This window comes from Clostridium vitabionis (assembly GCF_015351765.1).
GTDB classification, from domain to species: domain Bacteria; phylum Bacillota; class Clostridia; order Lachnospirales; family Lachnospiraceae; genus Clostridium_R; species Clostridium_R vitabionis.
Genome location: NZ_JADKQA010000001.1, coordinates 978,046 through 991,674, shown reverse-complemented (window position 1 = coordinate 991,674; position 13,629 = coordinate 978,046). Strand labels below are relative to the sequence as shown.

Sequence of the window (13,629 nt, the reverse complement as noted above, 5' to 3'; positions counted from 1 at the left end):
TATGGCAAATGTGGTAACGCAGCTCGCCAGGTACATGATGATTCTGCTGATCCTGCTGTACACGTACTATAATTTCCGGTATTTTTCCCTGTACTGGCAGGAGGACCGGAGTTATGTCTGCGGAAACCAGGTCAAGTGCATGTTTCTCATCCTGATTCTCGCGGACACGGTGATCTGGCTGAGAACCGAGGATGTCCTGACGCTGGCGTTCTGCCTGGTGCAGATGGCTTTCCTCGCCGGGTATCTCGCGGCCTCGATGGCGATATATCCGGGAATTTCGCGGATTCTCCTCAACAATATCTGTATGCTGATGGCGGTGAGTTTCATTATGCTGACCCGCATCAGCTCCGAGCGGGCGATGCGGCAGTTTGTCATCGTGCTCGCGAGCGCGGTGCTTTCTCTCCTGATCCCCGCCCTGATCGGCAGGGTATGGCAGCTTGCGGAGATTCCCTGGGTCTATGGCATCGGCGGCATCCTTCTTCTTGCTGCCGTCGCAGTGGTCGGGCAGGCGGCCTTCGGCGCACAGCTCTCGCTCCGGATCGGCGGATTCTCCTTCCAGCCGTCGGAGTTCGTGAAGCTCTCATTTGTCTTCTTCGTGGCCGCGATGTTCTACAGGGCGAAGGATTTCCGGACGATCGTCCGTTCAGCTGTCGCCGCGGCGCTTCACGTCCTCGTCCTCGTCGCCTCGAAGGATCTGGGCAGCGCCCTGATCTTTTTCACGGCGTATCTCCTGATGCTCTTCGTGGCGGTGAATGGCTGGCAGTACCTTATTGCCGGTATTGCCGCGGGGTGCCTCGCGGCAGTTCTGGCCTATCATCTGTTTCACCATGTCCAGATCCGTGTTGAAGCCTGGCAGAACCCCTTCGCGGACATTTCCGGGAATGGCTACCAGATTGCCCAGGGGCTTTTTGCCATCGGCACCGGCGGGTGGTTCGGCATGGGCCTCTATCAGGGCATGCCCGAAAAAATCCCTGTGGTCACGAAGGATTTTATCTTCGCGGCCATCTCCGAGGAGTTCGGAGGCATCTTCGGGATCTGCATTATCCTGATCTGCCTCGGCTGCTTCTTGCAGTTTATGCGCCTGGCCCGGCGCATGGAGGCGGGGTTCTACCGGCTGGTTGCCTTCGGCCTCGGCGTCATCTATATCGTCCAGGTCTTTCTCACGATCGGCGGCGTGACCAAGTTCATCCCATCCACCGGCGTGACCCTGCCCTTTGTCAGCTACGGCGGAAGCTCCGTGCTCAGCAGCTTCCTGATGTTCGCTGTCATCCAGGGGATTTACATCCTGAAGGCGGATGACGATGACTGGAAACCGGAACCTGCCGGGGCAGGCACCCAGCAGGAAATGGAGGAGAGCGATATTGAAGATCTTTGACAGAAATCGGCGGGAGGATCCGGAGAAAAGGGACCGCAGGCGGGCAGGAAGAAATATCGCCGTCGTGACGGTTTTCTTCACGGCACTCTTCTTCGGGCTGATCGGCTACTATGCGTATTTTATCCAGTTCCGCGCGCCAGGGATCATCGGAAGCCCGTATAATCCCCGCCTGGACAAGTTTGCGGACCGGGTCGTCCGCGGAAGCATTGTTTCTGCCGACGGCAAGACGCTCGCGGAAACGAAGACCGGGGATGACGGCAAGGAGGCCAGGCACTATCCCTATGATTACCTTTACGTCCATTCGGTCGGCTATTCCGGCAAAAATGGCCGGAGCGGCCTTGAGTCGCTCGCAAATTTCTATCTGCTGAGCTCCCATGTGAATCTCATCGAGAAGACCGTCAACGAATTTCAGAATAAGAAAAATCCCGGCGACAGCCTGGTGACGACGCTCCGGTCGGATCTCCAGGAGACGGCGAGCGGGGCGATGGGATCCAACCGGGGCGCGGTCATCGCGATGGAGCCGGACACCGGGAAGGTTCTCTGCATGGTATCCCAGCCGAATTTTAACGCGAATGAGCTGGATGCCCGCTGGCAGGAGCTCACGCAGGACAGCGATTCCAAGGCCGCCCTGCTCAACCGTGCGTCCCAGGGGCTCTACCCGCCGGGGTCAACATTCAAGATTCTGACGCTTCTCGAGTATATCCGGGAAAATCCGGACAGCTGGATGAATTTTACCTACAACTGTACGGGAACCTTCAAATCCGACGGGTATTCGATCCGCTGCTATCACGGCGAAAAGCACGGCGAGCAGACGATTCTCCAGGCATTTGCCAATTCGTGCAACGGCGCATTTGCCCAGATCGGGGAGTCCCTGGATCCGGTGCGTTTCCGGGAACTGGCCGAGAGCTGCTTTTTCAACAGCGCGCTCCCGTATGACCTGGTCTCCAGCAAGAGCCTGTTCTCCCTGAATGGGGATGCCTCGAACTGGGAGAAGGCGCAGACCGCCATCGGGCAGGGCAAAACCATGATGACCCCGCTTCTGGATTGCATGATCACGGCGGCAATCGCGAACGGCGGCACGGTGATGAAGCCGACGCTGATGGACCATATGGAAAATGCTGCCGGACAGGCCGGGAAGACTTTCCTCCCCGAATCTGAGGGCAGCATCATGTCCGCGGAGGAGGCGTCTGCGCTCACGGAATTTATGACGGAGGTTGTGAAATCCGGCACGGGATCAGCCTTCCGGGATGCCTCCTACAGCGCGGCCGGCAAGACCGGCACTGCGGAGACCGGCTCGGACAGCGCTTCTCACGCCTGGTATGTCGGCTTTGCCCCGGTAGAGGACCCGAAGATCGCGGTCTGCGTGCTTGTCGAGAACGGCGAATCGGGCGGGCGGACGGCGGCTCCGATTGCGCGGGCGGTGATAGACAAATATCTGCAGAGATGATATGATAATGACAGAATTTTCTGACCAGAGGACATAGTCTGGCATACTGCCGGCGGATGGCGGGCGGCGTGCCGAAGAAGGAGGAAAGTGCAATGAAATTTTATATCTGCAAAAAGTGCGGAAGCATCCTGACATCTTTCAACCATGTCTGTGCCGGCCTGACCTGCTGCGGGGAGCTGATGAGCGAGCTCGTTCCGGGGACGACGGACGCCGCTGTGGAGAAGCATGTTCCTGTCGTGAGCATCGACGGGGAGAATGTCTGTGTCAAGGTTGGCGAGGTTGAGCACCCGATGGTGGAGAAGCACTACATCCAGTGGATTGTCCTGGAAACAGACAAGGGCTATATGACGAAATATCTCAAGCCGGAAGAGAAGCCGGAGGCAGCATTCCGCCTGGCTGACGGCGAGAAGGCTGTTGCCGCGTATGAGTACTGCAACCTTCACGGCCTCTGGAAGAAGGAGCTGTAAGCCCAGGGAACGGTCTGCAGAGTAAAGATCGAATAAAGATGGAAATAAAGGAAGGATCTCCGGTTCAAGAGCACCGGGGATCCTTTTTACGCCGAGCACTTAACAATAACCAGCCACTTAACGAGGACAAGCGAAAGCGCAGTCCGAATTTAGTGGAGTGGCTATCCGCGGAGCGGGGTGCGAGCCCAGCGGGCGAAGCACAAGTTTAGTGCGAGCTATGCGAATTTGCTTAGAGAGAACAAGCGAAAGCGCAGTTCGAACTTAGCAAATTCGCTTATGCCGTATGCTTTTTCCAGTCGGACGGATGCCGCCGGGAGAGCTGGTCATTCCGGTATTCGCCGGTGAAGGTCACTTCTTTTCCGAACCAGGCGGGCGGCTGGAACGCCATGGCCTCTTTTTCGGAGGAGAAGCCGACCTCGGCGACCGCGAGCCCGGTGTACTCTCCACTATAGAGGTCGAGTGCCGCCGGAAGGGACTGGCCGGGCAGCGGGATGCGGTAGCGGCGCTTGCGGATGATGATGCCGTCAGATTTTCGGAGAAGATGCTCATAAGCTTCCCGGTTGAGACTGAACTGCGTCTCTTTCCGCTGAAGCCTTCCCTCAGACTTTAACGTGAGAAGGTAGTGGTTGCCGGAATGGCGTACCCGCACGACCGGATGGACGGAGAGATAGCCCTGTTCGATCTCATGAAAGGGGAAAGAATCGGGGGAAAAGGGGAGAGTCCGCACATCGATGAGATATTTGCGCTCAATTTCCATAGTTTGGCCTTTCTGCTGCCTGCGCTGCTGTCTTCATGAGTTATGCCGGATATGATATAGCATGGGAAAGCCATGGCGTCAACTGTTGCGGCTTTTAGAAAATTGCAGCAAATTGTCTGATCTAATCCGGCAATTTTGAATAAACCTGTGATATAATCAAACATACGGAAAAGTTTTCGCTGGAAAGGATGGAAAGTATGGCGACGGTTTATGCATTTCTTGCAGACGGCTTTGAGGAAGTCGAATGTCTTGCCGCGGCGGACGTACTCGTCCGTGCCGGTGTTGGGGTCCGGCTGGTCTCGGTAACCGGGAAGCGGGAGGTTCACGGATCCCATCACTTTGGTATCCGTGCGGACGCGCTGATTGAGAAAGTGGATCCCCTGGATGCTGACCTGCTGATGCTGCCCGGAGGGCAGCCGGGAACGGAGAATCTGTATGCCTGCAAAATGCTGCGTGATGTGCTCCTCGAGGCGGACAAGAAGGGAAAGCGCATAGCCGCCATTTGCGCGGCACCGTCGATCCTGGGGCGCCTTGGCCTTCTGGAAGGCAAGCGCGCAACATGCTATCCGGGATATGAGGGTACCCTCACCGGGGCAAAGCTGACCGGCGCCGGCGTCGTGACAGACGGTAAGATCACGACAGCGCGGGGCGTCGGCTTGGCGTTCGATTTCGGGCTGGAGATGGTCAGGCTTCTTGCGGAACCGGCGGTGGCAGCAAGTGTGGCCGAGAGGATGCTGTACGAGGCGTAAGGAAAACGGATCTTCGTTACTGTTCAGCCCCCACATCGAGCGAAGCAAAGCTTCGCTCGATGTGGGGGTCCGGGCGTCTGCGGCGCCTGGCCACATGCGGAGGGAGATCCCGCAAAGCCGTCCGCAGGCGGCCTCTTTGCGGGATCTCCCTCCGCATGTGCTGAACAGCAACAAAGTGCTTTTCAATTAAAATTTGTTGTGATATAATGCTATCTCGTAGTGTGGCGCCTATCGGCAGGGCGTCGTCAGATCATGCAAGGAGGACTCCCGAAAAATGAGTGTAAAGGTTGAGCAGTTAGAAGAAAAAAACATGATTAAGCTGACCATTGAGGTTCCGGCGGAGAAGTTTGATGCCGCGATTCAGAAAGCTTACAATCATGATAAGAACAGATTTAATATTCCCGGATTCAGAAAAGGCAAAGCGCCGCTCCAGATGTTTGAGAAGATGTATGGCCTGGGCATGTTCTACGATGCCGCGGCGAACACTGTGATCAATGAGTCCTATCCGGATGCCGTAAAGGAGTCGAAAGAGGAGATCGTTTCCAACCCGAAGATCGATGTTGTCCAGATCGAGAAGGGCAAGGATTTTATCTATACCGCGGAAGTAGCCACGAAGCCGGAGATCACGCTCGGCGAGTACAAGGGACTTGAGATCAAGAAGCCGGATACCGAGGTGACGGACGAGGATATCAATAAGGAGCTTGAGAATGCCAGAAACAGAGCGGCCAGAAAGGTTGAGGTTACGGATCGTCCGGTTAAGGATGGCGATGAGACCGTAATCGACTTCAAAGGCTTTGTCGACGGCAAGCCGTTTGAGGGCGGCGAGGGCGAAGACTATCCGCTGACCATCGGTTCACATCAGTTTATTGAGGGATTCGAGGAGCAGCTGATCGGCAAGAACCTGAACGAGAAGAATGAGATCAACGTGACCTTCCCGAAGGAGTATCATGTGGCTGACCTTGCCGGCAAGCCGGCGACCTTCGAGGTTACCGTGAAGAAGATCACCGAGAAGCAGCTTCCGGAGCTGAACGATGAATTTGCGGACAATGTCTCCGATTTCTCCACCCTTGAGGAGTACAAGGCTGACCTGAAGAAGAAGATCGGCGAGCGCAAGGAGCGCGAGGCTAAGACCCAGACCGAGAATGAGGCTGTGGATAAGGCGATTGAGAACGCTTCTATCGAGCTTCCGAAGGCCATGGTTGACACTGAGGCCAGGGGCATTGTTGATGAGTACGCGCAGAGACTTCGCAGCCAGGGCCTGAACCTTGCCGATTATATGAAGTATACCGGCCAGACGATGGACAAGCTCCTTGAGCAGGTAACTCCGGATGCCGAGAAGAGAATCAAGACCAGGCTGGTTCTGGAGAAGGTTGCCGAGGCCGAGAACATCCAGGTGAGCGACGAGGATTACAACAGCCAGATCGAGAAGATGGCTGCCGACTACAACACCGATGCGGAGAAGTTCAAGAAGTTTATCGATGAGAGCCAGGAGACGCAGATCAAGGAAGATATGAAGGTACAGAAAGCCATTGATCTTCTGGTGGATCAGGCAAAGTTAGTCTGAGAACAGACAACACGGATCAGATAACGTTCTGCGAGATTTCCCGGAAGCCCTGCTTTCGGGAAATTCCCTCTTTACGGGATGATCTGTTTTTCGGAAAGGAGTTAAAGCTTATGGCGTTAGTTCCTACAGTACTGGAATCGACAAGCCGCGGAGAGCGCGCTTATGATATTTATTCCCGCCTTCTCAAGGACAGGATCATTTTCCTGGGGGAGGAAGTGACCGATGTAACCGCCAGCCTGACGGTTGCCCAGCTTCTTTTCCTGGAAGCCGAGGATCCGGAGAAGGATATCAGCCTCTACATCAACAGCCCGGGCGGTTCCGTGACCGCGGGCATGGCGATCTATGATACCATGCAGTATATCAAGTGCGATGTGTCCACCATCTGCCTCGGCATGGCAGCCAGCATGGGAGCCTTTCTCCTGGCCGGCGGCGCGAAGGGCAAGCGATATGCCCTCCCGAACGCGGAGATCATGATCCATCAGCCTTCCGGCGGCGCACAGGGACAGGCGACGGAGATCCGCATTGTGGCGGAGGAGATCCTGAAGACCCGGAAGCGCATGAATGAACTTCTTGCCGCCAATACCGGAAGACCGATCGAGGAGATCGAGCGGGATACGGAGCGCGACAACTATATGACCGCTGAGGAAGCCAAGGCTTACGGCCTGATTGACAGTGTCATTGAAAAACACTGAGGGTTAGGCCGAAAACGGAGGGAAAGTTCCCGGAGAGAGGAATCGAGGTGGGCTGATGCCTAACAGAAATGATAACCAGATACGCTGCTCCTTCTGCGGCAAGACGCAGGACCAGGTCAGAAAGCTGATCGCCGGCGCCAACGGCGTCTACATTTGCGATGACTGTGTAGAACTCTGCTCGGAGATCATGGAGGAAGAATTTTCCGGCAAGGGGAAAAAGGGAAAACGGGCGAAAAAGCCCGATTTCAGCGGAATCAATCTCCCGAAGCCGCATGAAATCAAAGACTTCCTTGATGAGTACGTCATCGGCCAGGATGAGGCGAAAAAAGTCCTCTCGGTTGCGGTTTACAATCATTACAAGAGAATTACCAGCCAGGATGAGTCCGATGTTGACCTGCAGAAGAGCAATATCCTGATGCTCGGGCCGACCGGTTCCGGCAAGACGTATCTCGCGCAGACCCTGGCGAAGATCCTGAACGTGCCGTTCGCGATCGCGGACGCCACCACGCTGACCGAGGCCGGCTATGTCGGCGAGGATGTCGAGAACATCCTGCTCAAGCTGATCCAGGCAGCCGATTACGATGTCAGCAAGGCAGAGTACGGCATTATCTACATCGACGAGATCGATAAGATCACGAAGAAGTCGGAAAATGTCTCCATCACCCGCGATGTCTCCGGCGAGGGCGTACAGCAGGCCCTGCTCAAGATTCTTGAGGGCACGATGGCCAGCGTGCCGCCCCAGGGCGGAAGAAAGCACCCGCAGCAGGAGCTGATCCAGATTGACACGACGAATATCCTGTTTATCTGCGGCGGTGCCTTTGACGGGCTGGAGAAGATCGTCGAGAGCCGGCTCAATTCCGGTTCCATCGGATTTAACGCACAGGTGATCAACAAGAACAGCGCGGATGTGGACAGCCTTCTCAGCCAGGTTCTCCCGCATGACCTCATCAAGTTCGGCCTGATCCCCGAATTTATCGGCCGTGTCCCGGTGACCGTCTCCCTGAAGACACTGGATGAGGACGCCCTCGTCCGGATCCTGACCGAGCCGAAGAACGCCCTGATCAAGCAGTACCAGGTACTGTTTGACCTTGACGGCGTGAAACTGGAATTCACCGACGAGGCTGTCCGGGCGGTGGCGCAGAAGGCGGTGGCGCAGAAGACCGGCGCCAGGGGCCTCCGCTCCATCCTGGAATCCATCATGATGGATGTTATGTATGATATTCCGTCTGATCCCACGATCGGCATCTGCACCATCACGAAAGATGTGGTGGAAGGGAAGAGCGGCCCGGAGATCACCTACCGTGACAACACGGTACCGCGGAAGGCTTTCACAGGCAAGCGCGGCAGCAAGCCGGGAGAGATTGCCTGATCCGTCAGCGGGCTGCGGGGTGTGCGTTTTCGTACACCTCACAGCCCGCTATTTTTACGCAGAGCACTTAGTGAGCGCGAGCCCAGCGGGCGAAGCGCGAGCTTAGTGCGAGCTATGCAAATTTGCTTGGCGAGAACAAGCGTAAGCGCAGTTCGAGCTTAGCAAATTTGCTTACGCAGAGCACTTTAACCAGCCACTTAACGAGGACAAGCGAAAGCGCAGTCCGAGTTTAGTGGAGTGGCTATCCGCGGAGCGGGGCGCGAGCCCGGTTAGCGCAGTTCGAGCTTAGCAAATTTGCTTACGCAGAGCACTTAGCGGGGCGCGAGCCCAGCGGGCGAAGCGCGAGTTTAGTGCGAGATTAAGCATTTGCTCACTACGGAGGAAATGAACGAATGGATGAAGACATCATGACACTGCCGGTGGTTGCCCTGAAGAACCTGACGATCCTCCCGGGGATGTCGGTGAATTTTGACGTCGCGAGGAAGAAATCCATCGCGGCGATTGAGTACGCCATGTCCGGAAATCAGCAGGTTTTTCTCACCGCGCAGTTGGATCCCGAGGCGAAGAACCCGGGCCTCAAGGATCTGTACTCGATCGGCACCATCGCCATTGTCCGGCAGTACGTGAAGACACCGAACGGCATGATCCGGGTCTCGGTTGAGGGGAAGGAGCGGGGATCGTTAAACGCGCTGACCGGAAATGGCGCCTTCCTGAGCGGCCAGATCGTGCGCCGGAAGAGAACCGGGGCGGAGGAGATTTCCCCGGTGGATCATGAGGCCATGCGCCGGGTGCTGATGGAAAACCTGCTGCACTACGCGCAGATGATCGGGCAGCAGCCGGTTCTCGAATACTGCCAGGAGGTGTCCTCGATGGACACGCTCGAGGCGATGCTCGACGATATCGCCTGCAAGCTCCCCTGGCAGTTCCAGGAACGCCAGCAGATGCTCGAGGCGGACACCGTCCGCGCGGAGTTTGACGCCGTCAACAAGGCGCTGCTCACGAATGCCGAGGTGGTCAGGCTCCGCCGGGAGTTTGAGGAGAGCGTAAAGAATACCATCGACAAGAACCAGAGGGACTACGTCCTCCGCGAGCAGTTGAACGTCATCCGGAATGAGCTCGGGGACAATACGGAATCTGAGGCGGATGAACTTCGGGACAAGGTGAAGGCGCTCTGCGCCGACGATTCCGTGAAGGAACGCCTGAACAAGGAGATCAGCCGTTTTGAGGAGATGCCGCCGGGCAGCCAGGACGGCAATGTGCTCCGGACTTACGTGGAGACCCTCCTGGAGCTTCCCTGGAATAAGACGACGGAGGACAACAAGGATCTCGGCCATGCGAAAGAGATCCTTGAGAAAGACCACTACGGGCTGGAGCAGGTCAAGAACCGCGTTCTCGAATCCCTCGCGGTGCGGATCCTGACGGACAAGGGAAATGGCTCGATCATCTGCCTGGTCGGCCCGCCGGGAACCGGCAAGACCTCCATCGCGCAGTCCATCGCCCGCGCCCTGGGGAAAAAATATGTCCGCATCAGCCTCGGCGGCGTGCGGGACGAGGCGGAGATCCGCGGGCACCGCAAGACCTATGTCGGCGCCATGCCGGGACGCATTGTGGAAGGCCTCTCGGATGCCGGCGTCAGCAACCCGCTGATGCTTCTGGATGAGATTGACAAGGTCAGCAGCGACTATAAGGGGGATACCGGATCGGCCCTCCTGGAGGTTCTCGACAGTGAGCAGAACAGCCATTTCCGGGATCACTATGTGGAAATCCCGATTGACTTGTCGAACGTGCTTTTCATCGCTACTGCGAACACGACGCAGACCATCCCGAAGCCGCTTCTTGACCGCATGGACATCATCGAGGTCTCCAGCTACACGGAGAACGAGAAGTTCCATATCGGGAAGGATTACCTGATTCCGAAGCAGATCCGGCTGAATGGCCTGAAGAAGGGGATGCTCACGATCTCGGATGAAGCCCTCCGGAAGATTATCCACAATTATACGGCGGAGGCCGGCGTCCGGAACCTGGAGCGCAGGATTGGCGACATCTGCCGGAAGACTGCACGGGAAGTCCTGGAAAATAAGAAAACGGCTGTCCGCGTCAATTCCGGCAATCTGGAAAAATATCTCGGCAAGGAGCGCGTCCCTGAGGAGGAACACAACCACGAGGATCAGGTGGGGATCGTCACCGGCCTTGCCTGGACGAGTGTCGGCGGCGTCACCCTGCAGATTGAGGTCAATGTGATGCCGGGCAAGGGCGGACTGATCATGACCGGCCAGATGGGCGATGTCATGAAGGAATCCGCCCAGATTGCCCTGACCTGGGTGCGCTCCGTCGCCGTGCGCTACGGCGCGGAGGAAGACTTCTTCGAGAAGCACGACATCCACATCCACATCCCCGAGGGCGCGGTGCCGAAGGACGGCCCGTCGGCAGGTATCGCGATGTCCACCGCCATGCTGTCCGCGGTTTCCGGACGCAAGGTCAGCGGAACGGTGGCGATGACCGGCGAGGTGACGCTTCGCGGCAACGTCCTCATGATCGGCGGCCTCAAGGAGAAGCTTCTCGCCGCGAACCAGGCGGGGATGAAGAAGGTGCTGGTTCCTGACCGGAACCGCCCGGACGTCGCGGAGCTCGCAAAGGAGATCACGCGGGGAATGGAGATCGTGTACGTGAAGAGCATGGAGGAAGTGATCCGCCAGGCATTTACCGGAGGTGAGGAAGGCCGATGATCATCAAAACAGTGGAACTTGAGCGGGTCTGCGGCGTGACCAGCGTTCTCCCGAAGAACACCCTGCCGGAATTTGCCTTCGCGGGCAAGTCCAACGTCGGGAAATCGTCTCTGATCAATGCCCTGATGAACCGGAAATCCTTCGCCAGGGTATCCGGGACGCCGGGGAAGACGCAGACGATCAATTACTACCGCATCAACGACGCATTTTACTATGTGGATCTTCCTGGCTACGGCTACGCGAAGGCCGGCGAGGCTGTGAAAGCACAGTGGGGGAAAATGATCGAGGACTACCTGCATCAGTCGCGGGCGCTCCGGGCGGTCTTCCTGCTGGTGGACATGCGCCTCGCCCCGTCCGACAACGACCGGCTGATGGCCGGATGGATTCTGAACCACCGGTTTCTCCCGATCGTTGTCGCGACCAAGGCGGATAAAATAAAAAAAAGCCAGCGGCCAAAGCAGCTGGCTGTCATCCGGGATGGACTGAACCTCCCGGAAAATGCGGAGATCTATGCGTTCTCCGCGTTGAATAAAGAGGGGCGTGACGAGATTTGGAACCGGATGGACGCCCTGCTCACGGATTCCCGCCCATCAGCTGAGCCATGAGAAAGGTATAAATCGCCTCGCTTTTCTCCTTCCATCGGCTGCTCATGTGGCGCGCGGTCTCCTCGTCGGGGACGGAGAGGTCGAGGGCAATCATTTTTGACTTGCCCTCGCGCACCTCGCAGTGCACCGTGTAGTCGGATCCTTCTGTCCGGTAATAATCGGAGATCACGCTGACCTCCTCATAGATTTTCAGATGATTCTCGCGGAGAAACGAATCGATGTCATTTCGGATCTCCTGCGAGATTTTTTTGCCGAAAAAGCCGAGGGTCTGTGTCCCGTCCCCGGTGATCTCGTAGCGGGTGGAACTGTGCAGCTCCTCCTTTTTCAGAAGGCCTGCCTGTTCCAGCTCGCTCAGGGCCTGCTGCAGGGAAAAATAGTTCGTGTACTCCCTGGTCAGGAAGAAATCCTGAAACTGGGCGCCGGTCAGGGGCATATTGACCCGGTCCAGCATGTAGAGGATCATCAGTTTATATAGTGTGACGGGTTCAGCCATACCGGTTCAACCTCCTGGCGTCAGATATACTTTTTCACGGCCGCGGCAACGGCGTCGGCAACTCCCGGCTCGAAGGGGTAAGGCAGGATGTGCTCGTCGGAAAGCTCACTATCCGGGACAAGCGCGGCGATGGAATTCGCCGCGGCGAGCTTCATCTCCTCGGTGATGGCCTTTGCCCGGCCTTCCAGGGCGCCCTTGAAGATGCCCGGGAAAATGAGGACGTTATTGACCTGGTTCGGGAAATCGGAGCGTCCGGTGCCAACCACGCGGGCGCCGGCGGCCTTCGCCTCGTCCGGCATGATCTCCGGGACGGGGTTCGCCATCGCGAAGAGGATGGCGTCTTTGTTCATCGAGGCGACCATTTCCCCGGTGACAATATGGGGAGCGGATACACCGACGAAGATGTCGGCGCCCTTGAGCGCGTCCGCCAGCGTTCCCGTCTTCCGGGAAAGGTTCGTCACCTCCGCCATTTTCTCCTGCATCCAGTTAAGTCCCGGCTGTCCCTTGCAGATGATGCCGGACTTGTCGCACATCGTGATGTCCGGGAACCCGTAGCGGAGAAGAAGCTTCGTGATCGCGACGCCGGCGCTGCCCGCCCCGTTCACCACGACACGGCAGTCTTCCTTCTTTTTGCCGGTCACCTTGAGGGCATTGATGATGCCCGCGAGGACGACGATCGCGGTTCCGTGCTGGTCGTCGTGGAAGACCGGGATCGGCAGGAGCGTTTTCAGCCTCTCCTCGATCTCAAAGCAGCGGGGAGCGGAGATGTCCTCCAGGTTGATCCCGCCGAAGCCGGGGGCGATGCGGACGACCGTATCGACGATCTCGTCCGGATCCTGGGTATCCAGGCAGATCGGGAATGCGTTCACATTGCCGAATTCCTTGAAAAGGACGCATTTCCCCTCCATGACCGGCATGGCGGCGTAGGGGCCGATGTTCCCGAGGCCGAGAACCGCGGAGCCGTCGGACACGACGGCCACGGTGTTGGCCTTGATCGTGTAGCGGTAGGCCGCCTCCGGATCCCTGGCGATCACCTTGCAGGGCTCCGCGACGCCGGGCGTGTAGGCGAGGGCGAGATCCTCATTGCTGCTCACCTTCATCTTACAGCGTGTTTCCAGTTTACCATTCCACTCCTCATGGAGTTTAAGAGCTTTTTCAGCATTTGTCATGGCGGGAAATGTCTCCTTTTTGCTTGCTGTGTCTGTGTGATGCCGGGAAGATTCCCGGCAGAGGAATTCCGATCTGTGCGGAACAGTTTCATTCTAGCAACATTGAAAGTTCAAATCAAGAAGACATTCGCTAGTGTAATTTGCCGCTATTTATGCTATGATATCAAAGAATGTCCGTTTGCGCCCTTTTTTGGGCGCGGGCGGTAAGTACGTGAC

The 13,629-nt window shown here is 57.2% G+C and carries 12 protein-coding genes; 9 read left to right on the top strand and 3 right to left on the bottom strand.

What is annotated here, in order from left to right:
* Window position 1 precedes the first annotated feature (1 nt).
* From ISF27_RS04320 to ISF27_RS04310, 3 genes are all read left to right on the top strand, one after another.
* Complete coding sequence (locus ISF27_RS04320; protein ID WP_194609414.1) at window positions 2-1,375, top strand: FtsW/RodA/SpoVE family cell cycle protein; 1,374 nt, start codon at window positions 2-4, stop codon at window positions 1,373-1,375.
* Window positions 1,362-2,822 (top strand): peptidoglycan D,D-transpeptidase FtsI family protein, encoded by a 1,461-nt coding sequence (locus tag ISF27_RS04315; RefSeq protein WP_235986008.1) that lies wholly within the window; start codon window positions 1,362-1,364, stop codon window positions 2,820-2,822. Before ISF27_RS04320 ends, ISF27_RS04315 begins: the two co-directional genes overlap by 14 nt.
* A 92-nt stretch (window positions 2,823-2,914) precedes the next feature.
* The gene (locus ISF27_RS04310; protein ID WP_194609410.1) at window positions 2,915-3,289 is read left to right on the top strand and encodes a desulfoferrodoxin family protein; all 375 of its coding nucleotides are present in this window, start codon (window positions 2,915-2,917) and stop codon (window positions 3,287-3,289) included.
* A gap of 274 nt (window positions 3,290-3,563) precedes the next feature.
* Here the strand turns inward: ISF27_RS04310 and ISF27_RS04305 are convergent, their stop codons facing one another.
* Window positions 3,564-4,046, bottom strand: coding sequence for a CYTH domain-containing protein (locus ISF27_RS04305; RefSeq protein ID WP_194609408.1), 483 nt, complete (start codon window positions 4,044-4,046; stop codon window positions 3,564-3,566).
* 197 nt (window positions 4,047-4,243) lie between these two features.
* On the opposite strand from ISF27_RS04305, the gene ISF27_RS04300 reads away from it, so the two are divergent.
* The 6 genes from ISF27_RS04300 to yihA all read left to right on the top strand — a co-directional run bounded on the left by ISF27_RS04300 (window position 4,244) and on the right by yihA (window position 11,751).
* On the top strand, window positions 4,244-4,795 hold the full coding sequence (locus tag ISF27_RS04300; RefSeq protein ID WP_194609406.1) for a DJ-1 family glyoxalase III: 552 nt from the start codon (window positions 4,244-4,246) through the stop codon (window positions 4,793-4,795).
* Window positions 4,796-5,069: 274 nt separating this feature from the next.
* A complete protein-coding gene (gene tig, locus ISF27_RS04295; RefSeq protein ID WP_194609404.1) occupies window positions 5,070-6,359 on the top strand; it encodes a trigger factor in 1,290 nt (429 codons plus the stop codon).
* Window positions 6,360-6,469: 110 nt separating this feature from the next.
* Window positions 6,470-7,051: an ATP-dependent Clp endopeptidase proteolytic subunit ClpP gene (gene clpP / locus ISF27_RS04290; RefSeq protein WP_194609401.1), complete on the top strand. Its 582-nt coding sequence runs from the start codon at window positions 6,470-6,472 to the stop codon at window positions 7,049-7,051.
* 55 nt (window positions 7,052-7,106) lie between these two features.
* Window positions 7,107-8,420, top strand: coding sequence for an ATP-dependent Clp protease ATP-binding subunit ClpX (gene clpX / locus ISF27_RS04285; RefSeq protein WP_194609399.1), 1,314 nt, complete (start codon window positions 7,107-7,109; stop codon window positions 8,418-8,420).
* Window positions 8,421-8,812: 392 nt separating this feature from the next.
* Complete coding sequence (gene lon, locus ISF27_RS04280; RefSeq protein ID WP_194609397.1) at window positions 8,813-11,146, top strand: endopeptidase La; 2,334 nt, start codon at window positions 8,813-8,815, stop codon at window positions 11,144-11,146.
* Window positions 11,143-11,751: a ribosome biogenesis GTP-binding protein YihA/YsxC gene (gene yihA / locus ISF27_RS04275; RefSeq protein WP_194609395.1), complete on the top strand. Its 609-nt coding sequence runs from the start codon at window positions 11,143-11,145 to the stop codon at window positions 11,749-11,751. The genes lon and yihA overlap by 4 nt, the downstream gene beginning before the upstream one ends.
* Here the strand turns inward: yihA and ISF27_RS04270 are convergent.
* Both ISF27_RS04270 and ISF27_RS04265 read right to left on the bottom strand, forming a co-directional pair.
* On the bottom strand, window positions 11,720-12,244 hold the full coding sequence (locus tag ISF27_RS04270) for a DUF4364 family protein (protein WP_194609393.1): 525 nt from the start codon (window positions 12,242-12,244) through the stop codon (window positions 11,720-11,722). The two genes, yihA and ISF27_RS04270, sit on opposite strands and share 32 nt — an antisense overlap.
* Before the next feature lie 20 nt (window positions 12,245-12,264).
* Entirely contained in the window at window positions 12,265-13,413 is a 1,149-nt protein-coding gene (locus ISF27_RS04265) for an NAD(P)-dependent malic enzyme (protein WP_194609391.1), read from the bottom strand.
* Window positions 13,414-13,629 lie beyond the last annotated feature (216 nt).